25 protein-coding genes and 1 other annotated feature are annotated in these 23698 nt (G+C 52.0%); of the genes, 13 read left to right on the forward strand and 12 right to left on the reverse strand.

The window, feature by feature from the left end; translation table 11 throughout:
- Window positions 1-19 precede the first annotated feature (19 nt).
- The 3 genes from EVJ21_RS11820 to EVJ21_RS11830 form a co-directional block, all read right to left on the reverse strand.
- Window positions 20-544: a GNAT family N-acetyltransferase gene (locus EVJ21_RS11820; RefSeq protein ID WP_131490604.1), complete on the reverse strand. Its 525-nt coding sequence runs from the start codon at window positions 542-544 to the stop codon at window positions 20-22.
- Between the two features lie 49 nt (window positions 545-593).
- Window positions 594-1478 carry a diacylglycerol/lipid kinase family protein gene (locus EVJ21_RS11825; protein WP_201739992.1) on the reverse strand — a complete coding sequence of 295 codons (885 nt, stop codon included), beginning with the start codon at window positions 1476-1478 and terminating at the stop codon, window positions 594-596.
- 91 nt (window positions 1479-1569) lie between these two features.
- Window positions 1570-1944: a hypothetical protein gene (locus tag EVJ21_RS11830; RefSeq protein WP_070328315.1), complete on the reverse strand. Its 375-nt coding sequence runs from the start codon at window positions 1942-1944 to the stop codon at window positions 1570-1572.
- A gap of 159 nt (window positions 1945-2103) precedes the next feature.
- On the opposite strand from EVJ21_RS11830, the gene EVJ21_RS11835 reads away from it, so the two are divergent.
- From EVJ21_RS11835 to EVJ21_RS11850, 4 genes are all read left to right on the forward strand, one after another.
- Window positions 2104-2535: a MarR family winged helix-turn-helix transcriptional regulator gene (locus EVJ21_RS11835; RefSeq protein ID WP_016509745.1), complete on the forward strand. Its 432-nt coding sequence runs from the start codon at window positions 2104-2106 to the stop codon at window positions 2533-2535.
- Window positions 2536-2653: 118 nt separating this feature from the next.
- Window positions 2654-3289 (forward strand): FMN-dependent NADH-azoreductase, encoded by a 636-nt coding sequence (locus tag EVJ21_RS11840; RefSeq protein ID WP_131465972.1) that lies wholly within the window; start codon window positions 2654-2656, stop codon window positions 3287-3289.
- A 78-nt stretch (window positions 3290-3367) separates the two neighbouring features.
- The gene (locus EVJ21_RS11845; RefSeq protein ID WP_070328313.1) at window positions 3368-4045 is read left to right on the forward strand and encodes a uracil-DNA glycosylase; all 678 of its coding nucleotides are present in this window, start codon (window positions 3368-3370) and stop codon (window positions 4043-4045) included.
- Window positions 4046-4167: 122 nt separating this feature from the next.
- Window positions 4168-4362: a binding site (T-box leader), on the forward strand.
- 53 nt (window positions 4363-4415) lie between these two features.
- Entirely contained in the window at window positions 4416-5978 is a 1563-nt protein-coding gene (locus tag EVJ21_RS11850; RefSeq protein WP_131490606.1) for an aromatic amino acid hydroxylase, read from the forward strand.
- Between the two features lie 39 nt (window positions 5979-6017).
- Here the strand turns inward: EVJ21_RS11850 and EVJ21_RS11855 are convergent, their stop codons facing one another.
- Window positions 6018-7007 carry an alpha/beta hydrolase gene (locus EVJ21_RS11855; protein ID WP_131465977.1) on the reverse strand — a complete coding sequence of 330 codons (990 nt, stop codon included), beginning with the start codon at window positions 7005-7007 and terminating at the stop codon, window positions 6018-6020.
- Between the two features lie 32 nt (window positions 7008-7039).
- Window positions 7040-7861, reverse strand: coding sequence for a Cof-type HAD-IIB family hydrolase (locus EVJ21_RS11860; protein ID WP_131490607.1), 822 nt, complete (start codon window positions 7859-7861; stop codon window positions 7040-7042).
- Window positions 7862-7986: 125 nt separating this feature from the next.
- On the opposite strand from EVJ21_RS11860, the gene EVJ21_RS11865 reads away from it, so the two are divergent.
- From EVJ21_RS11865 to EVJ21_RS11880, 4 genes are all read left to right on the forward strand, one after another.
- Window positions 7987-8679 (forward strand): response regulator transcription factor, encoded by a 693-nt coding sequence (locus tag EVJ21_RS11865; RefSeq protein WP_131457893.1) that lies wholly within the window; start codon window positions 7987-7989, stop codon window positions 8677-8679.
- Window positions 8676-10055 carry a sensor histidine kinase gene (locus EVJ21_RS11870; protein ID WP_070328309.1) on the forward strand — a complete coding sequence of 460 codons (1380 nt, stop codon included), beginning with the start codon at window positions 8676-8678 and terminating at the stop codon, window positions 10053-10055. The genes EVJ21_RS11865 and EVJ21_RS11870 overlap by 4 nt, the downstream gene beginning before the upstream one ends.
- Before the next feature lie 65 nt (window positions 10056-10120).
- Complete coding sequence (locus tag EVJ21_RS11875; RefSeq protein WP_070328308.1) at window positions 10121-10486, forward strand: DUF1499 domain-containing protein; 366 nt, start codon at window positions 10121-10123, stop codon at window positions 10484-10486.
- Window positions 10483-11907 (forward strand): dihydrolipoyl dehydrogenase family protein, encoded by a 1425-nt coding sequence (locus EVJ21_RS11880; protein WP_070328307.1) that lies wholly within the window; start codon window positions 10483-10485, stop codon window positions 11905-11907. Before EVJ21_RS11875 ends, EVJ21_RS11880 begins: the two co-directional genes overlap by 4 nt.
- Before the next feature lie 35 nt (window positions 11908-11942).
- Here the strand turns inward: EVJ21_RS11880 and EVJ21_RS11885 are convergent, their stop codons facing one another.
- The 3 genes from EVJ21_RS11885 to EVJ21_RS11895 all read right to left on the reverse strand — a co-directional run bounded on the left by EVJ21_RS11885 (window position 11943) and on the right by EVJ21_RS11895 (window position 13757).
- Window positions 11943-12719: a flagellar motor protein MotB gene (locus EVJ21_RS11885; protein WP_070329181.1), complete on the reverse strand. Its 777-nt coding sequence runs from the start codon at window positions 12717-12719 to the stop codon at window positions 11943-11945.
- Entirely contained in the window at window positions 12697-13479 is a 783-nt protein-coding gene (gene motA / locus EVJ21_RS11890; RefSeq protein WP_070329182.1) for a flagellar motor stator protein MotA, read from the reverse strand. The genes EVJ21_RS11885 and motA overlap by 23 nt, the downstream gene beginning before the upstream one ends.
- 86 nt (window positions 13480-13565) lie before the next feature.
- Window positions 13566-13757, reverse strand: coding sequence for a hypothetical protein (locus tag EVJ21_RS11895; RefSeq protein WP_233589722.1), 192 nt, complete (start codon window positions 13755-13757; stop codon window positions 13566-13568).
- Between the two features lie 201 nt (window positions 13758-13958).
- Between EVJ21_RS11895 and EVJ21_RS11900 the strand changes: the two genes are divergently transcribed.
- Window positions 13959-15338: a TrkH family potassium uptake protein gene (locus tag EVJ21_RS11900; RefSeq protein ID WP_131490608.1), complete on the forward strand. Its 1380-nt coding sequence runs from the start codon at window positions 13959-13961 to the stop codon at window positions 15336-15338.
- Between the two features lie 20 nt (window positions 15339-15358).
- Here EVJ21_RS11900 and EVJ21_RS11905 read toward each other — a convergent pair whose 3' ends face one another.
- Window positions 15359-16429 carry an SDR family oxidoreductase gene (locus tag EVJ21_RS11905; protein WP_131490609.1) on the reverse strand — a complete coding sequence of 357 codons (1071 nt, stop codon included), beginning with the start codon at window positions 16427-16429 and terminating at the stop codon, window positions 15359-15361.
- Window positions 16426-18600, reverse strand: coding sequence for a PAS domain-containing sensor histidine kinase (locus tag EVJ21_RS11910; RefSeq protein WP_131490610.1), 2175 nt, complete (start codon window positions 18598-18600; stop codon window positions 16426-16428). Before EVJ21_RS11910 ends, EVJ21_RS11905 begins: the two co-directional genes overlap by 4 nt.
- Before the next feature lie 135 nt (window positions 18601-18735).
- Between EVJ21_RS11910 and EVJ21_RS11915 the strand changes: the two genes are divergently transcribed.
- A complete protein-coding gene (locus EVJ21_RS11915) occupies window positions 18736-19221 on the forward strand; it encodes a restriction endonuclease (RefSeq protein WP_236633536.1) in 486 nt (161 codons plus the stop codon).
- A gap of 218 nt (window positions 19222-19439) precedes the next feature.
- On the forward strand, window positions 19440-19919 hold the full coding sequence (locus EVJ21_RS11920; RefSeq protein WP_070329187.1) for an LURP-one-related family protein: 480 nt from the start codon (window positions 19440-19442) through the stop codon (window positions 19917-19919).
- A 73-nt stretch (window positions 19920-19992) separates the two neighbouring features.
- On the opposite strand, the gene EVJ21_RS11925 is transcribed toward EVJ21_RS11920, so the two are convergent.
- Entirely contained in the window at window positions 19993-20616 is a 624-nt protein-coding gene (locus EVJ21_RS11925; protein ID WP_070329188.1) for a DUF1836 domain-containing protein, read from the reverse strand.
- A 148-nt stretch (window positions 20617-20764) separates the two neighbouring features.
- Here EVJ21_RS11925 and EVJ21_RS11930 point away from each other — a divergent pair, with 148 nt between their 5' ends.
- Window positions 20765-21415: a diacylglycerol/polyprenol kinase family protein gene (locus tag EVJ21_RS11930; RefSeq protein ID WP_070329189.1), complete on the forward strand. Its 651-nt coding sequence runs from the start codon at window positions 20765-20767 to the stop codon at window positions 21413-21415.
- A gap of 154 nt (window positions 21416-21569) precedes the next feature.
- Window positions 21570-22490 carry a UDP-N-acetylmuramate dehydrogenase gene (gene murB / locus EVJ21_RS11935; RefSeq protein WP_131490612.1) on the forward strand — a complete coding sequence of 307 codons (921 nt, stop codon included), beginning with the start codon at window positions 21570-21572 and terminating at the stop codon, window positions 22488-22490.
- Between the two features lie 72 nt (window positions 22491-22562).
- Here the strand turns inward: murB and ald are convergent, their stop codons facing one another.
- Window positions 22563-23693, reverse strand: a complete 1131-nt coding sequence (gene ald, locus EVJ21_RS11940; protein WP_071398884.1) for an alanine dehydrogenase — start codon at window positions 23691-23693, stop codon at window positions 22563-22565.
- Window positions 23694-23698 lie beyond the last annotated feature (5 nt).

A 23698-nucleotide genomic window follows, 5' to 3' on the forward strand; every position in this document is an offset into this window, starting at 1 on the left:
CGCTTGAGGAAGGTCTTTGTCATGTCAGTCGCTTTTCCATGCGGATATCAGGCCAAAATTGTTCGTTCCAGTACGTGAACGCATGGATGCGCGCAATTTCTTCATAACCGAGCTTCTTATAGAGATGGTGTGCCGCCTCGTTGAACCCGAACACGCCGAGCTCGATGCGCGGGGTGCCTTGGTGACGAAGCCGTTCCTCCAAAAGTCGGAGTGCCTCGCTGCCCGCACCCTTGCCGCGACCCGCCGCTTCCCCGATGACGAGTCCGAGCCAGGCACTCCCTGGTTCTTGAACGTATAGATGGTTTGCGTCATACATCACGTTCACCTCGCCGACGAGCCTGTCGTCAGCGTAAATGAGAAAGATATCGTGTGTCTGAAGTCGATCCGTCAAGTCGGCGACGGTCATCTGTTGCTCGGCCGCGAGTTCTTCTTCCGAGCGAGCAGGGCGGATCAAATGAACGATTTCGGGATCGTTGTTCCACCGGTTGAACGTCTTGACGATGTCGTCTGACGCTTCGAGCAGCGGAACGAGTGTGATGTTCATCGAACGATCTCTCCTTTCTCGAACGAGCCTTCAATGCCGAGGCGAGAGATTAGACTGGTTTCAGCACTTGGAGATGGCTTGGGAGCACTTCAAACGTGAGCGGGAGTTTCCCGCCCGTGTCCCCATCGGCGTTGACCGGAAGCGAATCAGGCGAATCGACATACACCCGCTTCGTCTGGAACGCGGTCACACTGTCTGTTTCTTTAAGCTTGCCGGTAAATAAGGCCGGGGCGAGCTGGAAGGCGTCTGTGAAACCGAGATTCTCAAACAAGTAGACGTGAAGCAGGCCATCGTTCAACTTCGCATCAGGCTCGAAGTTTTCAAAGCCGCCGACCGAGTTCGTCAGCGCGATGACGGCGAGAAAAGCGTCCCCGTCGAACGTGTGCTCTTCGGCCTGAACTGATAACGAGTAAGGACTGTGTTCCCGGAACGCTTTGATGCCTTCAATCAAGTAGGCGAACGGGCCCCATTTCGTCTTCTCTTCGACGCTGACTTCATCGACCGCCTCAGCGATGAGGCCGATGGCGATGACGTTCATGAAGTAGCCGTGTTCATACTTCCCAATGTCCATCGGTGACGGTTTTGCCGTTCGCAGCGCTTCAATCGCTTCTTTCGGGTCACTCGGTACGCCGAGAGCCCGTGCCAAATCGTTCACCGTTCCGAGCGGGATGATTCCGAAGTCGGGACGATGATCGGCTTCGGCGAGACCGGCCACCGTCTCGTTCAACGTTCCGTCGCCACCCATGGCGACGACGGCTTTATATTGTTTCGACGCAGCTTCTCGCGCGAAGTGTGTGGCGTCGTCGGCTTTTTCAGTAAAACGGACGTCGACGTTTCCGTAACGTTCGCGTAGCACTTCTTCAGCGAACGGCGCGTGCTCTTTCCCTAATTCTTTCCCAGACGATGGGTTGACGATCAACATAACTGTATTCATTCAAGACATTCCCCTTTATCAGTCAGATATTGTCCTATATTCCCGTCCGCGCTCAAACCTAGTCATCAAAAAAACAACGCGCGTGCGTTGTTTAGTAATGGCGGAACGCCGACATATCGAGATGGCTCGCATCGGATTCGTCGACGGCGAGCTCGATTTTCAAATATTCGTGGAAAGGCGAATCGTACGCTCCCATGCAGGCGACCGGTTCATGGCCGGGTACGGGCGATTTTCGTTTCGTCTTGACGAACAGGTAGTCTTCGCGCGACAACGTCAACAAGAAACGCTCGACTGCGTGCGGTTCGCGCGTGACGTTCGGCCACGGCAAGTGGTTGAACAGTAAAAAGACCGCGCCTTCTTTTTCAAGGGCATAGTCAGGGGCGATGCCTTCCCGGTTCAACAACTCGATGACCGAACTCAAATAGCCTGCTTTAATCGTCAATGAAATCTCATAATACTCACGCATACCGTCCACCCTTTCTAAAAATCACAATAGTTCTATTCTAAACGTTTCAAGGAGACGCGACAACGGAGAAGTTTCTTGACGAAGTGTTTTTAGCGACGTATACTGCTCATGTCCTGCTATACTAAAGGTAAATGATGAACGAATTGAGGTGAAACCGACATGATTGAATCACTCGAATTGAAGGCATGGGTCGTCTTAGCAAGAGCGATGGACGCAATCAGTGATCGTGTCAAAGACGATCTTAGACGCCACCAATTGAATTCAACAGAGTTCGGTGTTCTATCCGTATTGTATAAACGAGGAGATACGCCGCTGCAACAAATCGGCGATCAAATTTTGATCACGAGTGGCAGCGTCACGTATGTGATCGACAAGCTTGAGAAGCGAGGGCTCATCGAGCGCGTCGCCTGTCCGTCAGACCGTCGTGTCACGTACGCGTCGTTGACAGGCGAAGGCAAGCAATTGATGGACGTCGTCTATCCTGAGCATATTGAAATCTTCAAAGATATTTATGGACCGCTCAGCGAACAAGAGACCGAGACGTTGATCGATTTATTGAAACGCGTCGGCTACAACGCGGCAGGCAAATAACGCCTGCCTGTTTTTTTGTCGATTATCTTGAAGTTGAAATAATTGACGGTGAGATATACAGATGATATAGTTCTAACTGTTGTTATCAAAATAGAGATTACCAGTGGAGGAACCCATTATGAAAAAAGTATTATACGTATCAGCTAACCCAAAACCGACAGAATTGTCATACAGCAAACAAGTCGCAGAAGCGTTCATGACGAAGCTTCAACAAGAAAACGCATCGCTTGAAGTCGAAGCAATCGAGCTTTACGATGTCGACGTCCAAGAAATCGATGGCGACGTGTTAAGCGCTTGGGGAAAATTCGCGTCTGGTGAAGCACTCACAGACGTCGAAGCTTCAAAAGTCGCGACGATGAACGGTATGCTCGAGAAGTTCATGGAAGCAGACCTTTACGTGTTTGCGACGCCGATGTGGAACTTCTTCTTCCCAGCACGCATGAAGATGTTCCTCGACAGCGTCCTCTCAGCCGGCAAGACGTTCCGTTACACAGAGCAAGGGCCGGTCGGTCTCCTTGAGAACAAACAAGCGATCCACATTCAAGGGACAGGCGGCATCTACACAGGCACAGACCTCAACTTTGCAGACGCGTACCTCCGTCAAGCGCTTGCGTTCGTCGGCGTGAACGAAGTGACGACACTTGCAGTTGAAGGAATGAACCAGTTCCCAGACAAGATCGAAGACATCGTTGCTGACGCGACAGCGAAAGCAGAAGCACTTGCGAAAGAAGTAGCAGGCACAGTCACAGTATAATCATCGGACGAGTCCACTGGGCTCGTCTTTTTGTGTGCCGTCGATTCGGGTATGATAAGACGGAAAGGGGCGAATCAAATGGGAGAACAGTTATCAGACCGCTTGCTCGGCGACTGGAGTGACATCATTGAAGCAGAGATGGAGCAGCCGTACTTCGTTGACTTGAAAGCGTTCGTCGATGAGGCGTATGCGACGACGACCGTCTATCCGCAGCGGGAAGACATTTGGAACGCGTTCGTCTACACGAAGTTTAAAGACGTCAAATGCGTCATCCTCGGCCAAGACCCGTATCACGGTCCGAATCAGGCCCACGGACTCAGCTTCTCGGTCCAAGACGGTGTCCGTTTTCCGCCATCGCTGCGCAACATCTTTCAAGAGTTGCATGAAGACTTGGGTTGTAGCGTGCCGAAGAGCGGGAATCTAGAGAACTGGGCCCGCCAAGGCGTATTGTTGCTCAACACCGCGCTCACGGTCGAAGCGAGTAAGGCCGGATCACACCGCGGACAAGGATGGGTTCAGTTCACGGACTCGATCATCGAGCAACTCGGGAAGCGTGAGCAACCGATCGTGTTTATTCTTTGGGGAAACGATGCCAAAAAGAAACAAAAGCTGATCGGGCCGCAGCACGCGATCTTGACATCGGTCCACCCGAGTCCGCTGTCGGCACACCGCGGCTTCTTCGGATCCCGTCCGTTCTCGCAAGTGAACGATTTGCTGAAACAGTGGGGACAACCTGAAATTGATTGGTGTTTGTGACAGTTCGCAGTTGCGGACTGTTTTTTGTTGACGCCGACAAAACGATTTGGTAAAGTTACAACCAACAAGATACTTTAACGCTTAAAAGCAAGTTTGCATAGAAGCATAACTGCATAAAAGTAACAAAAGCGATGATCAAACCGAAGTAGAGACATCTTCCCTGGCCCAGAGAGCGTGTGGTGCTGCGAACACGCCCAAAAGATGAATCGAATTACAGTTTGTGAGCTCTCACATGTGAGCGGTCCCCCGTTATCGGATTAGAGTGACTAGACAACGTCTAGTAATCAGGGTGGTACCGCGGCTAAGTCGTCCCTATCGAGTGAATCGATAGGGACTTTTTGACGTCCAGTAGACAAAAGGAGGAAATATCATGCTCACACAATCAATCCCACGCCACTTGGCGCCTCATATCTCGCCCCAGTTTTACAACGAGTACACACCGACCGATCACGCGGTCTGGCGCTTCGTATTACGGCTCAATTTGCATACGCTCGAAGGCAAGGCCCATCCGTTCTACATCGAAGGGTTGAAAAAGACAGGCATGGGACCAGAACGCCTCCCGGACGTCGAAAAAATGACCGCCGAGATGCGAGCGGCCGGTTGGTCGACGGTCGCGGTCGACGGATTGATTCCTGGCGTCGCGTTCTTTGACTTCCAAGGGAACGGGATGTTACCGGTCGCGACCGACATCCGGAAAGTCGAGAACATCTTGTACAGCCCGGCACCAGACATTATCCATGAGGCGGCCGGTCACGCGCCGATGCTGATGGACCCTGAGTTTTCTAAAATCGTGAAACGGTTCGGTCAACTTGGCGCGAAAGCGTTCATGAACCGTGAGGAACACGCCTCGTTCGCGGCACTCAAACGACTGACGATCGTGAAAGAGAATGCCAACTCGACGGAAGCGGATGTCAAAGCCGCCTTAGAAGCGCTGCATGAAGCGAAAGCGCAAGTGACGGGCTTCTCCGAAGCGCAGCAAGTGGCACGTATCTTTTGGTGGACGGTCGAGTTCGGACTGATCGGCGACATCGAGCGCCCGCTCATTTACGGGGCCGGACTGTTGTCTTCGGTCGGCGAGAGCCGTCACTGCCTGACCGACGCCGTCACGAAACATCCGTTCAACCTCGAGCATGCGCTAGAGACGAAACAGGATGTGACGAATATGCAAAGTGAACTGTTCGTCATCCCTGACTTCGAGGCGTTGACGGATGCGCTCGATGAACTCGAATCACGGATGGCCGTCCACACGGGCGGAATCGCATCGCTTGAGAAGGCGCTCGCCTCAGGAAGTCAATCGACGATCCGGCTCGAAGATGGGACCGACCGTGTCGGAACGGTTCGACACGTGACGAACACAGGCCGAGTTGCCCTCGTTCAATGGGGGGACTGCGTGAAAGTTGACCACGGCCAGCTTCGCAATTTGAGCAATCACGGACTACTCGTTTTAGATGGACCAATCCAAGAAGCGCTCGCGGAAGCGGACGTTCGCCTCGATGGCCGCATCGTCAGCGAGACGACAGACGAGATCACGCTAGAAGACGTGAGCGTGCACATCGACGGCAAACAAATCGAGCTCGCGACGCTTGAAGTGAGACACGATTCGCTACCGTCGATCTTCCCGGGCACGGACGTCGAAGAGCTCGTCGTCTTAGAGAAACCGGTTCAAATCGAACGGGACGCCCGGACGTGGACGGAAGACGACCCGCTCTTCAATCGCATCCGGCTCATGCGTGAACAAGGTGAGTCGATCGACGCTCTCGTCCCGATGGTCCTCTCTGAGCATGCAGACGCCTGGTTGGCTCAGATTGAATGCTTGGAACTCGTTCAGTCAGACGAGCTTCGTCAAGCACTCATCGACCGGCTACAAGCGTTACGGAAAACTTCAGACTCTCGCAACGAGCTGATTGGCCGCGCAATGGATTTGCTCAAATGACGCAAACAACCCCGACTTTTTTCAAAGTCGGGGTTGTTTTTATTTGGTCGTTTCGCGCAAGAACGTGATCAAGCGACGATACGTTGAACTGGCTGCTGGTTGATCCATCTCGAAGTGATAGCTGTTTCCGAGTTCGTATTCATCTCGATTATAGAAGACGCTCGTCACGTCAGTCCGTCCGGAGAGAATCGTCGCGAACTCTTTCGCTTGTGTCTCGAACGACCCCGTGTTCCCGTCGGTGATGAACGTCGGGACGAACGTGGCCGGGATGTTGACGAGAGGGGACGCTTCGTTGACGATGGGGAGGTTCTCCCAATTGTACGTCCCGAAGTAGGCCCAACCGATCCGCTTGAACAAGAAACGGTTGACGGCTTTCGAAGACTCGAGAATCGTCCGTTTCAAATCATACGGGCCAGACAAGAGAACCGCGCCGAGGATCGAGTCTTGCGGGACGACTTGATTCACTTCGGCTGACGGTGCATAGTCATCGTTCAGTTGAATCCCGATGAATTGGGCGACGAGCTGCGCTCCGTTCGAGTCTCCGGCGAAGAAGACGCGGTCGAGATCGAGTCGGAAGCGATCATTGTTGTCGGCAATATACGTGTACGCCTCTTCGATTTGCTGGAGTGGCACCGGATACGTGACGTCCGGGGCGAGGGCGTAGTTGATGCTGACGACGTTGTAGCCGTTGCTTGCGATCGACGTCGCATACTTGAACACATCGGCCTTATCACCGCCAACGAACGAGCCACCGTGCACCCAAAAGATTGTCGGGACGACATGCTTATCGCCTTCATAGCGAATCAAATCGAACGTCCCGTTCTCGTAGGCAGAATAGTAATCGATGTCTTTACGGACCGACGTCTTTTGAACGACTTCGTCGAATCCTTTGATCGCGACTTCCTTGCCTCCAGTAAATGAAGTTTTGACGAGACGGGACGCAGGCTTCGGTGACAAGAAGACGTAGGCGGCACCGGCGACGGCCGTTCCGACTAGTCCGAGTCCAGCTCGTTTCAATCCTTTATTCATCGTGATTCCTCCTTGGTTCAAACGGTTATTGCTTAACGATTCGTAACGACACTGCTCATGTACGTCTCGATGACGTGGGCGATTCCATCTTCATTGTTTGACTTCGTGATGAAGTCGGCTTTCCCTTTGACCGTGGCGTTGGCGTTACCCATGGCGACACCGAGTCCGGCCCATTCGATCATCGTCAAGTCGTTGTTGCCGTCTCCGCAAGCGATGACGTGTGCTTGGTCGATTCCGACGTGGTCAGCCAAAAAGGCGAGGCTCGTCCCTTTCGTCACACCGGCTTCCGTGAACTCGAGGAAGAACGGTTTCGAACGGGCGACGGCGAGCTTGCCTTCGAGCTCGACTTGTAGCTTCGTCTCGATTGGGGCGAGCGTATCTCCATCGCCGAGCATGAGGCATTTGACGACAGGGGTCGTGACGGTTTCTTTGAAATCGTTGACGTGGATGACCGGCATGCCCGTCAATTCGCCTTCGAGATCGGTATACGGGTTCGGCTGATCGGTTACGATTTCGTTACCGATGTACGTATGAATCGCGATTTCCTCCCGGACACTGATATCATGGAGGTGGGCGACTGTGTCTGGCATTAACGTGCTTGAGAAGATTTCTTCATTTGTTTCACAATTGATGATTGAAGCACCGTTGAATGACAAGATGTAACTACCATATTTGGCGAGCTCGAGTTCACGAGCTGCTTCCCACATGGCGTACGTCGGACGTCCGCTTGCTAAAACGACTTTGTGGCCGCGTTCTTGGACGTCAAGTAACGCCGCTTTCGTGACAGGGGAAATCGTGTGGTCGCTCGTGAGGAGCGTATCGTCCATATCTAAAACAATCATGTTATAACTCATAGTGGTAAGGAGTCCTCCTTCAGAATCTAATGACTCCATCCTAATACGATTTGAGGTCAATTGACAACCTTGTCGCAAAAACGTAACTATAATGTAGAGTAGTGAACTCCAGAAGAGGTGGAAATATGAATCGGATATTAGTAGCCGAAGATGAGCATGCGATTCGCAGCTTTATCATCGTAAATTTAAAACGAGCCGGATTTGATGTCTTTGAGGCAACGAACGGCCGTGAAGCGGTCACCGCGTTCGATCGTGAACCGTTCGATATCGTCTTGCTAGACGTCATGATGCCTGAGATGGACGGCTTTGAAGCGTGCGCCGCGATTCGTGACTTAGACGAGAACGTCGGGATCATCATGTTGACGGCACGCACGCTTGAAGAAGATAAAATCGAAGGTCTCGGGAAAGGGGCGGACGACTATATCGCCAAGCCGTTCAGCCCGGGCGAGCTCATCGCGCGCATTCATGCGCTCCTGCGACGCGTCGAAAAAGTGAAGCGCAAAGAGAAGAAACGTCTCAAGTCAGGACCGTTCGCCATCGACTTGGCGGCGAAACAAGTGACGAAATACGGACAATCGATCGATTTGACGCCGACCGAATATGACTTGATCTGTCATCTCGTCCAAAACGAAGAAGTCGTCTTATCACGTGATGCGCTTCTTGATGCGGTTTGGGGCATCAACTACTTCGGGGACCGGAAGACGGTGGACGTCAACATTCGCCGCTTACGGCAAAAGATTGAAGACGACCCGAGCCATCCTGCCTATATCGAGACGCTATGGGGGCATGGCTATAAGTGGCGGAGACATGACGGATGAGACAACAGCTCGTCATCCGCATGATGATTGTCGTGACACTCGTGCTCTTACTGCTCGTAAGCGTCCTGTCGTACGGTACGTACCGTTATTACTACGAGTATGAGTCCGATGCGTTGGTCAGCCATGCGACGACAAGCGCTTATTTGTATCCACAGGCGCAAGTCGGATTTGAGACACCGAGCGCGTTCTCGGTCCTCGTCCGGACGTTCGGGTATCCGGGTACCGATTTGACGATGGTCGACCGCTCTGGCGCGATTATAAAAACGACCGGACAGCGAGCACAACAAGCGTCGTATACACCTGAGCAGCTCGAGCGTCTCGCTAGAGGAGAGTCGGTCGTCCAAGACTATGACGTGAACGAAGAACACTTTCTGTCGGTGACGAGCCCAATCATGACCGAGGGAACGGGTGAGTTCGCCATCAGTTTCACTCGTCCGCTCGCAGACTTAGATACGCTCATCCGCGAGATTTGGATGGCGGTCCTCATGATCGGTGTCTTGATTTGGCTCGTGGCGCTATACGCGGTCATCCGAATCGCGGACCGCTTCGTCCGTCCGATCCGCGAGATTATTGAGACGGCTGACGAGATGGCGCAAGGTGATTTCGACGTCGAGGTATATTCGAACGAGAAGCACGAGCTCGGGGCGCTTGCCCGGACGCTGACTTACTTAGGCGCTAAAGTGCAACAGCACCAATCGACGCGCAACGAATTCTTGTCGAACGTCTCCCATGAGCTCAGGACGCCGCTCACTTCAATCAAAGGCTGGACTGAGACGATCCGAGGCGGGGACGAACAACTGTCAGACGAGACAGAGCTCGGTCTGAGTATCATTCATTCGGAGACCGAGCGAATGATCGGTCTCGTCGAGCAATTGCTCGACTACACGAAAATCGAGGAGAGTCGTCTCGTGCTCTATCGTCAAGAGCTCGATCTCGTCTCCCTGTTACGCAAAGTAACGATTCAACTGAAACAATCGCTTGAAGATAAGCAGATTACGTTGATCGAGCGCTACCCGGCCAAGTCGGTCGGTCTATTCGATGAGAACCGGCTCAAGCAAGTATTCTTAAACTTACTTGAAAACGCGATCCGGTTCTCACCAGTCGGCGGGACGCTCACGGTTCGCTTCGTCCAGTCGGAGCGGGTCGCCTTCATCTCGATTATCGACCAAGGACCTGGCATCTCGAAAGAACACTTGCAGCGCATCACGGAAATGTTCTATCAAGCGCAAGTGACGAAAGGCAGCAGCGGCCTCGGCCTTGCGATTGCTAAGGAGTTGATCGAGGCGCATGAAGGGAAACTTGTCATCGAAAGTGAAGTCAGACAAGGGACGACTGTGACAGTTCTGTTACCGCTCGACCCGAGCGAACTGCAATAAAAGGGTTAAACCTTCCGAATTCAGGATACATACAATTGTATGTAGAATGAGGGAGGTTTTTTGTCGTGGCCGCAAAAACATTGAAACCGTTGAAAGGAAGTCCGAATGCCGTATCGACACAAACGTCGATCAAAGCGCTGCACATGGACCCGCTTCCGTATGGAAAAGACCGCGATCAAACGGTCGAAACCATCAAAATGGTGATGGGGCAGCTACCTCGGACGGAGCTTGCCGAGGAGACGACGGACACGCTCCATTACGTCGTCTCTTCGAAAGTGATGCGTTTTAAAGATGATGTGGAATTTTTATTTGACGATGAAGCGAGACAAGTAGAATTTCGTTCTGCTTCACGACTCGGTCATTCCGACTTCGGTGTGAACCGGAAACGGATGGACGACGTAAGCAAACGATATCGGAGGTTGATGGGATGAAGGACTATCAGTTGATTGTAATCGGGGGAGGCGCGGCCGGGATGACGGTCGCAGCCGGTGCCGCGAATTTAGGTGTGAAAGTCGCACTGATTGAGAAGAAAAAACATCTGGGTGGCGATTGTCTCCACGTCGGCTGTATCCCGTCGAAGGCGCTCATCGCAGCCTCGAAAGATGCGAGTTCGATGATGCAGGCCGCACGTGTGCTCGGAGCCGAGTTTGACGGGCGCGATCATTATAAGACGACGAAAGCACGAGTCGACAAAGCGCGGGCGATCATTCAAGAACACGATGGGACGGAGCGTTTCGAAAAGATCGGGGTCGATGTATACATCGGAGAAGCGTCGTTCCAAAGCCCGTACGAACTGAAAGTCGGTGACGATTTACTGATCGGTAAAAAGTTCGTCATCGCGACCGGGTCGAAACCGACCGTCCCGCCAATCGATGGATTGGACAACGTTTCCTACTTAACGAATGAAAACGTGTTTGAAGAAGAGACGCTCCCAGAGAGCATCATCGTCATCGGGGCCGGCACGGTCGGACTTGAGCTGGCACAGTCGTTCGCGCGGCTCGGTAGCCAAGTGACCGTGCTCGAGGCGCAAGACGCGTTCTTGCCGAAAGAAGACGAGTCTGTCAGTGCGTTGCTCCGCTCACAGCTTGAGATGGCGCTGCATCTAGAAATCGGTGTCAAGGTCAAACAGATTGCTGAAGTGGCAGGACGCATCAAAGTCACAGCCGAAGTCGATGGGGAAACTGTCGAGTATGAGGCGGAAAAACTGCTCATGGCGACAGGACGTGCTCCACGCATCGAAGAACTTCGCCTTGATCGGGCGAAAGTCGACGTGAAAGACGGCTATGTCGATGTGACGTCGACGTATCGGACGTCACAGTCCCACATCTTCGCCATCGGAGATACGATCAAGACGTTACCGTTCACACATGCGGCCGGCGAAGAAGGAAAGGCGGTCGTCGCCAACGCCTTGTTCGGGCTATGGAACAAGGTCGATTACAGCAAGATGCCTTGGATCACGTTTACCGACCCGGAAGTGTTCCATGTCGGATTGACCGAGGCCGAGGCGCGTGAGCGTCACGGGGATGACATCGAAATCTTTGAGGCGAAGCTGTCCGAAGTCGATCGGTTCGTCGCCGATCGCCAAGAGACAGGCTTCGTCAAAATCATCACCCGGAAGAACGGCAAGATTCTCGGAGGACACGCGGTCGGGATGACGGCTGGCGATTGGATGCAGATTGTCGTCTATGCGATGCAACGCGGTGATAAGATCGGCAAGTTGTCACGTATGATCTATCCGTATCCTTCGCGGAGCGAGGCCGTTAAGAAAGCGGCCGATCTATACTGGCGGAAGCGGCTCTTCGAGAGCCCGCTCACCGAGCTCGCCCGAAAATATTTTGAATGGACACGTTAACAAAAAGCCCACTCTGTCGCAGAGTGGGCTTTTCTTCATGGTAAGACGAGCGTTTCGATCATTTTTGGTGAACCTTCTGATAAGTCGACGAGCGGCTTGATCAATACTTCGACACGGCGATTTTTAGAACGCCCGGCGTCCGTTTCGTTCGTCGCAATCGGCTTATATTCCCCGTAGCTTGCGAGCGTGAACTGATTCGGATTGAGCGACTCATTCGTCAACAGACCTCGCATGAACGCAGTCGCTCGGGCTGAACTGAGTTCCCAGTTCGACGGGAAACGAGCCGTATTGATCGGCACGTTATCGGTATGACCGGACACGACGATTTCTCGATTCCCGGCTTGTTCGAGAATGCCGCTGATCGACTGGGCGACCGTGCGGGCGTCAGCGTCGAGTGTCGCTTCCCCCATGCTGAACAAAGCCCGGTCTTGGATCGTCAGGACGAGCCCACTTGAGTTGATGGTCGCCTCGATTTCGTCTTCTAATCCATTTTTCTTAATGTACTGATTCACTTCTTCTTTTAACTCGTCGAGTTTGGCTAGCTCATACGTCCGCGGATTGGCGGTCGTATCTGTCTTGTCCGTTCGGCTAATGTCACTGTTTGACGCCGTTGAGGCTTGGAAGACACTCGTGCCGCCTGAGAACACTTGATTGAACGATTGAGACATCTTATTGAGCTTCGTCTGATCGACGTTACTTGAGGCGAACAACACGATAAACAAAGCGAGAAGTAACGTCAGCAGGTCAGCGTAAGGGATGAGCCAGCCTTCCGGGATGTGTTCTTCATGGTCATGCTTCTTTTTGCGCTTCATAGTTCGCTCGCTCCTTTGGAGACAAATACACGGCCAACTTATCTTCTAACGTCTTTGGTGACTCTCCGCCTTGAATCGACAAAATTCCTTCGATCATCATTTCCTTGACGACGACCTCGCTTTTCGAATATTGCTTCAACTTGTTGGCAAACGGGAACCAAAGAACATATCCACTGAAAATCCCGAACAGCGTCGCGACAAAGGCGGCGGAGATGGCGTAGCCGAGTTTATCAATATCGGATAAGTCTTTTAGTGCGGCGACGAGCCCGATGACGGCTCCAAGTACACCGAGCGTCGGAGCGTACGTGCCTGCTTGCGTGAACACATCAGCGTTCGCTTTATGGCGTATTTCCATATTCTCGATATCACGCGACATCACTTCGGCGATATATTCAGACGGTTGACCGTCGATGACCATCATCATGCCTTGTTTCAAAAACGGTTCTTCGACTTGCTCGAGTGCCGTCTCGAGTGACAGCAGGCCTTCTTTACGTGCCTGCGTCGACAGGTCGACGAATTGCGTCAACAAACCAGATTTGCTTGGCAGTTCTTGTTTTTTGAATAAAATCTTAAATAGTTGGGGTACCGTCTGTAGCTGTTCTTTCGAAACGGCGATACTGACCGCGGCCGCCGTCCCGACAAAAATAATGACGAGCGCCGCAGGGTTGATCAGCGGAGCGACCCCCGCTCCTTTCAAAATCATCCCTCCGATTAACGTAAAGAAACCGAGTAAAAGTCCGACTAAAGTGACGACATCCATGTCTATGTTTTCCACCTTTCTAAAAAAAATCAAGATATAAAAAAAGCGAGAGACTTAACTCGTCTCCCGCAAATGCGTTCCGATGGTTAAGCGCCGTTTTCGTCAATCAGCAGTTGGATGCTGATATTTCGTTCTTCACGCTCTATATCGGTTAGCACATCGTATTTTTTTAATAATGCGTACAATTGATTCATAACTTCTTGATCAAGTGACCAATTCAACAGTTCTTCGAGCTGGAAATAGAGATGGGCGGGCATACATTGTGATTGACGCTCCAACCTTCGCGAGACATCCTTTAGCGAATGATCTACCGTACTAGGGTCCACGGTTTCATTCAACCTCCTCAATATTCATAAAGTCTATCTCTCATATTACCAAAAAAATATAGGAAGGGTTAGCGATACATTTTTCTAGTTGGCAATTTACACGTCGAGGAGTAAGATGATGCTTAGAAAACTCGATTTAAAGGAGATAGCGAGATGCGACATCGATTGACCGTACGGGAATTGCGCTTAAAACGAATTGAGGCGCTATACCGGCTCATCTTTGAAAAACCGGCCCGATTTATCGCGACTGGATTTTTACTCGCCATCTTGACCGGAGCCACGTTACTGTACATGCCGTTCGCCCAAACCGAGCCGGTCTCTTGGATCGATTGCCTCTTCATCGCGACGTCAGCAGGCACGGTGACCGGCCTGTCGACGATCGACATCGGCTCATCGTTCAATACGTTCGGCGAGCTCGTCATCGTCGCCTTGATTCAAATCGGCGGACTCGGATTCATGACGGTCGCGCTCATGCTGCTCAGTGTGCTCGGTAAGAAAATCGGCTTAAAACAGCGCATCTTACTTCAAGAATCGCTCAACTTGTCAGGTCCGGGCGGAACGGTCCGCCTCGTCCGCAACATCGTCTTCACGACCATCATCGTCCAGTTCATCGGAATGTTATTTTTGACGGTCGAACTTTACAGCACGAGCGGTTATCGGTTCGGCGAAGCACTATATTATGGCTTTTTCCATGCCGTCTCGGCGTTCAATAACGCAGGTTTTGCATTATGGCCCGACAGCTTGATGCAGTTCGAGCAGAATACGGCCATCGTCGTCACGATTTCGATCCTCTTGATGATTGGGGGTCTCGGATTCACGACGATTGCCGACGCGACCGAAGTGAAACGATGGAAGCGACTCGCTTTGCATTCGAAAATCATGATTGCTTCGCTTGGCGTCATCAACGGAATCGCCTGGTTCGGACTTATGCTATTCGAGTGGGTATCAGTGGAAGGTGCACTTTACGGCCGCCCGATTGGCGAGGCGTTAAACGTCACGTTCTTTCAAGCGGTGACGACACGGACGGCTGGATTCAATACGGTGGACATCTCGATGATGGCGCCGGTATCGATCGGATTAATCCTCATCTTGATGTATATCGGGGCCGGAGCGGCATCAACGGGATCTGGTATTAAAGTGACGACCGTCGCTGTCATTTTAGCGGACATGTGGGCGTTCATCGTCGGTAAAAAAGAGACAGTCATTCTCGAGCGGACGGTCGACGCGTTTCAAATCAAGAAAGCATACGTCGTCGCCATCTCGAGCTTCTTCTTTATTATGTTGATCACGGCACTTACGATTTTGACGAATGCTCATATTCCGGCGACCGCCCTCTTGTTCGAGACCGTGTCTGCCTTCGGGACGGTCGGGCTCTCGCTCGGCATCACGGCTGAACTGAATGACGCCGGGAAAGGGTTCATCATGTTCATGATGCTCCTCGGCCGTGTCGGCTCGCTGACCATTCTGTTCACGGTCGCACGACAGATGGACCGGAAGATCCGTTATCCGAAAGAGAAGCTGTTAATTGGATGAAGACACACAAAAAGCCCTGGTCAGGGCTTTTTGTGTGTGTTGTAATAAGCGACGATGTCAGGCAAGTAGTCTTGTAAATCCGGGCAAACGATGCCGGTCCCGTTTAACGCTCGGAGCGTCTGCGTCGTGTCGAAATGGACTTGATGCTTAAAATAGGCGAGCAGTTCTTTTGGAACCCCATATCGTTCCGATAGCTGCAAAGCGGAAAATCCGGTTTCTGCGGCGAAATGGGGAATCGTTCCGCGAGGCGAGCGACCAAACATCGCTTCATGGATCATACGGTACACTTCCCGAGCCCCATGCGGGAACGGGTCGGTCAAATGGAACGTGCGCTTTAGACCGACTGGGGCGTGGGCGAGATAAGCAGTCGCTTCGACCACGTAGTCATACGGTACGAGGTTCACTTCGATGTTTTGCCGTCCGATATACGGGAGCGGCGCCGCTTGACGCAACTGGTCCATCAACTTCAACACGAAGTAGACGCCATCGAATTTTTTCGTCTCTCCGGTCTTGCTATGACCGATGACGATACCGGGACGGATGATCGTCGCGGGTATCGAGCCGAGTTCACGGGAGACGATGGCTTCCGCTTCATACTTCGTAGCCTCGTAATGGTTTTTAAACTGGACCCGATGCCATAGCTCGTTCTCATAGACGGTCCCTTGGCGGCGTCCGGAGACGTAGGCGGTACTAAAGTAGACGTATCGCTTTAAATGTTTTGCCCGTTTGGCGAACGCCGTCATATGCTTCGTCCCGAGCAAGTTGACTCGGTAGCCGACGTCATACGGGATGCTCAAGTCATAAGCGGCCGCTAAGTGGAAGATATAATTCACTTCCCGTTCGATGACCGACCGCATGATCGGGTCGAGAATGACTTCCGGGAGTGTGATATCGGCTTCAACAAGCACTAACTGCTCGTCTTGAAGCGAAGTCGTGGCCAACAGTTCTTGTTTCAAAGCGAGCGCTTCTGGTCGTTGTGCCGGTAAATGGAGCGCATAGATCGTTCCAATCTGATCTGGCAATGTCGCGAGATGGGTAATCAGCTTTCCTGCTAAAAATCCTGGGAAACCGGTAAAGGCATATTGATTCATGACGTCTCCTCCGCTACATCTAACGTGAACGTGAACGTCGAGCCAACGCCTACGCTCGACTCGACTTCGATGCTGCCGCCGTGCGACTCGATGATCTCCTTACAGATTGACAACCCGAGGCCGGTGCCTCCGATTTGACGCGTATCTGAGTTGTCGACACGGTAGAATTTTTTGAACAGTTCTTCGAACGCGTGCTCGGGAATCCCGATTCCAAAATCTTGGACGGACACGTGGGCTTGCTTGTGCTCTTTCCGGACGCGAACTTCAATCTCATGACTGTGAGGTGAGTACTTGATGGCGTTTGAAAGCAAGTTGATGATGACTTGCTCGATCCGGTCTTTGTCGGCGACGAGAACGAGCAACTCGTCGGCATCATCGAAATGAATCGAGTGGTCAGTCGTCTCGCGGAAGCGCTCGACGACTTCACGGACGAGCTCGTTCAGGACGAAGCGGTCTTGTTTATACTCTTGATTGCCATCTTCCATGCGCTGAATATCAAGGAAGTCGTTCAACAAGTCCGTCAACCGCTTCGCTTCTTTCGCCATCGTCTTTAAATAACGTTCGCGCTTGTCCTTCGACAAGTCACGTGTCAGCATCAATTCGATGTATCCCGATAGAGAAGATAATGGCGTTCTCAACTCGTGTGAGACGGTGCTGACCAACTCGTTTTTGATTTGGTCCATCCGCTCTTCTTCGGTCCGGTTGCGGAAGACGAACAAAAAGCCACTATCCATACCAATCTGCCGTTTTGTGTCCATTCCGGTTCCGTACATCTCATAATACTGTTCGTCGCGATCGTTCGGTTGCGGAATCGAAAAGCGGAGCGACACTTCACGAGCCGACCCGTCGAGCAAGAGGTCGATTTTCTTTAACATTTCAGTGCGATCACGGCTCCGGAATGTCGTCAGGAGCGGGATGCGTTCCTGCATCTTGTTCGGAGCGATGCCGGGCAGGTCGAGTAAGCGCCGGGCATGCACGTTCATGAACAGGACACTACCGTTCGATTCGGTCAAGACGAACGCCTCGTTCGATGCTTGCAGAATCGATTGGATGATGTCGCGCTGACGAGCAATCGCATTTTTCTCTCGTTCAAGCATGCGCTCGACTTTTTTACGGTCACTAATATCGCGCATGACGGCGACGCGGAGCGTCTGGCCTTGGAACGTCACTTCTTTCGGATAGACTTCCATCTCTAAAAAGGTACCGTCCTCGCGCCGTCCGATGACTTCGTACGGGGTTTGAATGTGATTACGGACCCGTCTGAGGACATCGGCCCGGTAGCCTTCCGCGATAAATTCGATCGTTTGGCGTCCGACCATGTCCTCGGCCGGGATACGGAAAATCGTTTCGGCTGCCTTGTTCGCGTCAAGAATCGTTCCCCCTTCGTGAAACAGGACAGCTTCAATCACGGACTCAGCAAACATGCGGTAACGCTGCTCTTTATGGAGCAGTTCGCCTTTGAGCGCGATTTCAGGGCTGACATCAAAGACGAAGAAAAAGAAGCCGATGATTTGATTGTGTTCATAGACCGGCTGCATGAACAGTTTGCCGACAAAATGGGTACGATCTTTACGCTGAAACTTCCATTCTCGGTCTCCACGATCGAGTGCGACGCGCAGCATCTGTTCGAACGACAACAAGCGCTCCGTCTCGTCTTGATAATGCGTTCGCTTCTCACTCAGTTCTCGCGACTCGAACAAGGCGAACGGTGTCATCTCATAGAGCACTTCGTGAGGTTGATAGCCGAACAGCTCGGTCGCTCCTTTATTGAAGCGATTGATGAGCAGATTGGCATCTGTCATGATCATCGCCATGTCGAGCTCGGTATGCATCATCGCCTCAAAGGCGTTATGTTGGACCGTGACCCGCGTGTCGAGCGGGAGCGGCTCGATGGAGAGAATATATATATGTTCATATGGGATCGCATGGACGCGAATCGTCGGCATCTCGTATATCCAAGGAAGTCCTTGCTCCATCCGGCGCGACAATTCCATGGTGAGAGGTGACTGGTTGACCATGTGGAAAATATTCGTTTTCGTCTGTAAGTCTTCAGGAAACTGCTCCATGAACGGACGATTCGCCTGAACGATCGTACCGTCCTTCGTAATCAGCGCGACGCCGTAAGGTAAAGCGTGCAGCAGTTCGTTTTGGAGATACATCCTTTTCTCCATTAACGTTTGATCCCTCCTTCTTTATATCAAACGGGTACATTTGGAATACATTCGACAGAAGACCCTTTGTTTTCCTGCATTGATTCGGTAAAGTAAATAAAAGAAACGGTAGGGAGGACGATTGACGTGAAAGGAATGGCGCTTAGCCTATTGATCGCCATCGGATTATGGTGGTGGGGAGCACCGATGTGGAGCGTCGTCACGGTGCTCGCTCTCGGGATTGCTTGGCTCATCTGGCGGATGCGCCTGTCGACGATTGATCGGATTGATCGAATGGACGGCCGTGAGTTTGAGCTGTTTTTAGAAGAAGTATTCACAGCGCTCGGGTACACCGTGACGGTCACACCGGCGTCACGTGATTTCGGGGCGGATTTGCTCCTTGAAACGTCGGACGGCTGGTCGATCGCGGTCCAAGCAAAACGCTATGAAAAAGTTGTCGGACTCGAAGCGGTCCAGCAAGTAGCCGCGTCCGTTCCATACTACGGGGCGAACGAAGGATGGGTCGTCACGAACTCGTCCTATACGGATAGTGCATACGAACTCGCCGAACCAAATCAAGTTCGTCTGATTGCAAGAACAGAGCTCGAACAGCTGCTCAAACAGGCTGGATTTAAGCGCTAAAGTGGCGCCTGTTCACAGCTTTGACAGACTGGCGGATTGTGTCGAAGAAAAAGGGGTTGTCTTTTTCCTCAAACGGTGCAATAATCATCTTCGTCATATGAAATATGTAGTAGTTGAACAGAGAAACACGACTACTAGAAACTAAATTGGGGTTTCACAGAATGACCAACCGAACAAACACAAAAATCGAGGTTGGAACGTAGTAGGAGGAAAAAGCGGTGCGCAAATTAATTTATGTAAAAGGTTGTGTCTTTACGCAAGGCGAGGCGACCATTTATGACGAAACAAATGATGCAATCGGATCTGTTCACCGCGACACGGAGGGCAGTGTTCAAGTGCACAACTTGTCCGGTCGACAAATCGCTCACGGGAAGTACATCCCGAACTGTCAAAAGTGGGTCGTCATGAACCACGACGGGCAAGCGATTGGTCAATTGAAAGACAAGTTCTCGTTATTCGGGAAAAAGTGTGAATACAACGTCTATGAACGTGGTCTCTACACGATTCAATACGATGTCGAACGCTACAAGTTCAGTGTTCGCGATAAAGCTGGAAAACTTGTGGCGGAACTTCGCAAACAAGATGACGATTCTTTCTGTTTGACGAAAGAGGCGGATCAGCTCTCGATGTTCGAGTTGTTGTCAGTTTTGAAGACGTTGACGGTCAAATCACGGATGCCGGTCGCCATGTCAGTCTAACCAATATGACGAACACCAGTCACTGCGACTGGTGTTTTTTTGCGTTCCACAAAAAAAGCTTCATTTGATTGGCTCAAATGAAGCGGCTTAAATAGTGTTTGGCCTCGAGCTCGAGTGTCGTCACGCGGTGCGCGTACAAACAAAGCTTCAGGACGTGCATGATGTTTGGATGGGTATGTCCCATCTTCTCGATCGAACGCTTCGCACGAGTGTCTAACATCTCGATCGGGCTCGTCGACTTGGCATACTCCGCGTACAAGCGGTAGAAGTCGATCGGGGAGATGAGGTCGTCCTCGTCGCGGTCGGGATTGTTGAAGATGAGTGCGAGCAGCGAGCTCGTCTCTTCGAGCGAAAACAAATGCTTCAAGTCGTCTAGCAAATAAATGATCGCAGCCTGTTGCAGTGAATATTTTTTACCGACCCGAGGGACACCGATGATTTTGCGAACTTCGCGTTTCGTCCAGTTTTGAATCGTCGTCGCGGACAAATGTTCTCCGGTCAGTGTGTTGGCCAAGGCCACGATTTGATTGATCGACAATCCGTTCTTTTCAATATGAAACAAATGGATTTTACGAAGCTCTTTCGGGAAATGCTCACGCACTTCTTCAGGAAAAAGTGAGATGGCCCGATCGACGTCACCAACCCGCATATAGTGAAGGCAATCAGCCAACGTTTGAATCGAAATTGCATCGCGCATACAGGCATCCTTTCTATAGCCGACTTCGTTCGCGGGCTATACAGTCATTTGACCTCATTCTACCAAATGTTTGAAAAGGAAGCTAGGTTCTGGCCTGATTAAGGTATAATGAATACGTATAAAAATCGCACATAAAGGTGGTCCAAGGATGAATGAATGGGTCAGTTCTATTCTGTCCATCGTCATTGTCCTGGTGTTTCTCGTCGGTCTCGAACAGATTGGCAAGCGCCTCGGCTGGACGGATGAGACAATTCGAAAGAGCGTACATATTGCGGTCGGGCATTGGTCATTGCTCGCCGTCTGGTTGATGGACACATGGTACATCGCCGCCATACCGCTCGTTTTCTTTACGTTCGCAAACGCGTGGCTTCTATATAAGAGCCCGTCTCCGGTCCATCAGACCGAGCGGAAGTCGCTCGGGACCGTCTATTACCCGATCGCACTCCTCGTCATCTTGTTCTTCTTTTTCGAGACGGAACCGCTCGCCTTTTTAGCGGGCTCGCTCGTATTGGCATGGGGAGACGGCTTAGCAGCCCTCATTGGACGCAAATACGGGACGGTGATCTATGACCTGTATGGGCAAAAGCGATCGTTCCAAGGCAGCATGGCCATGTTCTTAAGTTCGTACGCGGTACTCTTTTTATTGTTTTTGTGGAAAGATATTCCGATGTGGCAAGTGGTAACTTATGGGTTTATCATTTCTATCATAGCGACGCTAACAGAAGCGATTTCGTATCGAGATTGGGATAATTTCACAATCCCGATTGTCGTAGCCGTCGCGACATCATTATTGTTGTAAACCATTTGCTAGATTGTAAAGAAAACGTTGCTTGTCACTCTCGGTAAACATTTGTATACTGTGTTTCGTACTGAAACCATTCAGCAACGTGTCCGAGGCGAACTTTTTCGCTTGCGGCACTAATAAAATAGACCGTAAAGGATTGAGGCAACGCATGAGCTTTTTAGACCAACTACTCACAATCATCCCGGCCGAGCGCTTCAAGCAAGACGAGCCGCTGTCAGCACACACATATACAAAACTGGGCGGGAAAGCGGATTATTTCGTGGCCCCACACACGTATGAAGAAGTTCAAGCCGTCCTTGAGCTCGCCCATCGCGAGAACGTACCATTCATGATTCTCGGTTTCGGGTCCAACTTGATCGTTCGAGACGGCGGCCTGCGTGGCATCGTCTTGAACTTGAACGAGTTGAACACGATTCGCCGCGACGGCAACCGGATCATCGCCCAAGCAGGAGCGGCCATCATCGACGTGTCGCGCCAAGCGCTCACTGAAGAGCTGTCTGGACTGGAGTTCGCATGCGGTATTCCGGGAACGGTCGGAGGCGCCGTCTACATGAACGCGGGTGCCTACGGCGGCGAGACGAAAGACGTGATCGCGAGTGCGGTCGTTTTGACGCCAGACGGCGAACTGCTCACGCTCTCGAAAGATGAGCTTGACCTCGATTATCGAACGAGCCGGGTCTCAAAAGAAGGATTGATCGTCCTAGAGGCGACGTTCGAACTCGATCCGCTCGGTTATGAAGCGATCAAAGACGTGATGGACGATTTGACGCATAAGCGTGAATCGAAACAGCCACTCGAATATCCGTCATGCGGTAGTGTGTTCAAGCGCCCGCCCGGTTATTTTGCCGGTAAACTGATTCAAGATTGCGGACTGCAAGGCAAGCGCATCGGCGGGGCGGAAGTATCACTCAAGCACGCGGGCTTCATCGTCAATATCAATCAGGCGACAGCGACTGAGTACATCTCGCTCATTCGTCACGTCCAAGCGACGGTCAAACAGAAGTTTGAGATTGAACTTGAACCTGAGGTGAAAATCATCGGTGAAGACATCGCCGTTGAAAACGCATAAACATACGAAAGACGCCCGAACGGGATTTTCCGTTCGGGCGTCTTTCTGTCCGCATATTTCGGATGTGTTCGATTACGCGTGGAGCTGCTTCGTGACGGCTTCAGAAGCCGGTACGAACGTGTAGCCGAGGTCACGGGCGACGGCTTCGTATGTGACCGTACCGTCGATGACGTTCAACCCTTTGAGGAGCGCTGCATTTTCGCGAAGCGCCGGGAAGATTCCTTTTTGAGCGCACTCGACGATATAAGGCATCGTCGCGTTCGTCAAACCGAGCGTCGACGTGCGCGGGACCGCCCCTGGCATGTTGGCGACGGCATAGTGCTGCACACCGTAGCGTTCGTACGTCGGTGCGTCATGCGTCGTAATATGATCGATCGTCTCACAGATCCCACCTTGGTCGATGGCGACATCAACGATGACGGACCCCGGTGACATTTGTTGCACCATCTCTTTCGTGACGAGCTTAGGTGCTTTCGCGCCCGGGATGAGGACGGCACCGATGACGAGATCGCTTTCGGCGACTTGCTTCGCGATATTATAGCGGTTCGAGATGAGCGTGTTGATCGTGTTCCCGAACTGGTCGTCGATTTGGCGGAGACGAGCCGGGCTGATGTCCATGATTGTCACGTTGGCTCCGAGACCAATGGCGATGCGGGCCGCGTTCATCCCGACGACACCGCCCCCGATGACGGTGACGTTCGCACGAGGCACTCCAGGAAGACCTGACAAGAGGATCCCTTTGCCGCCATGCGGTTTTTCTAAAATTTGCGCCCCGATTTGAGCAGCCATCCGTCCTGCGACTTCGCTCATCGGTGTGAGCAGCGGAAGCGTGCGGTCGACTTCGACCGTCTCGTAGGCGATGGCGGTCATGCCTGAATCGACGAGCGCTTTCGTGAGTTCAGGTTCGGCCGCTAAATGTAAATACGTGAAGAGCGTAAGGTCTGAACGGAAATATTGATACTCTGACGGCTGTGGCTCTTTTACTTTCAAGGCGAGTTCAACGTCTCCCCAAACGTCCTGTGCTGAATCGACGATGCTTGCCCCAGCGTCGATGTACTCCATATTCGTGAAGCCGCTCCCGATGCCGGCTCCCGTCTCGACGAGCACCTCGTGTCCGAGTTCCGTCAAGACTGATGCACCCATCGGCGTCAACGCGACGCGGTTTTCGTTATTTTTAATCTCTTTCAGTACCCCGATTTTCATGTGTA

This window comes from Exiguobacterium sp. SH0S2 (assembly GCF_004337185.1).
In the GTDB taxonomy this organism is placed as follows: Bacteria; Bacillota; Bacilli; order Exiguobacteriales; family Exiguobacteriaceae; genus Exiguobacterium; species Exiguobacterium aurantiacum_A.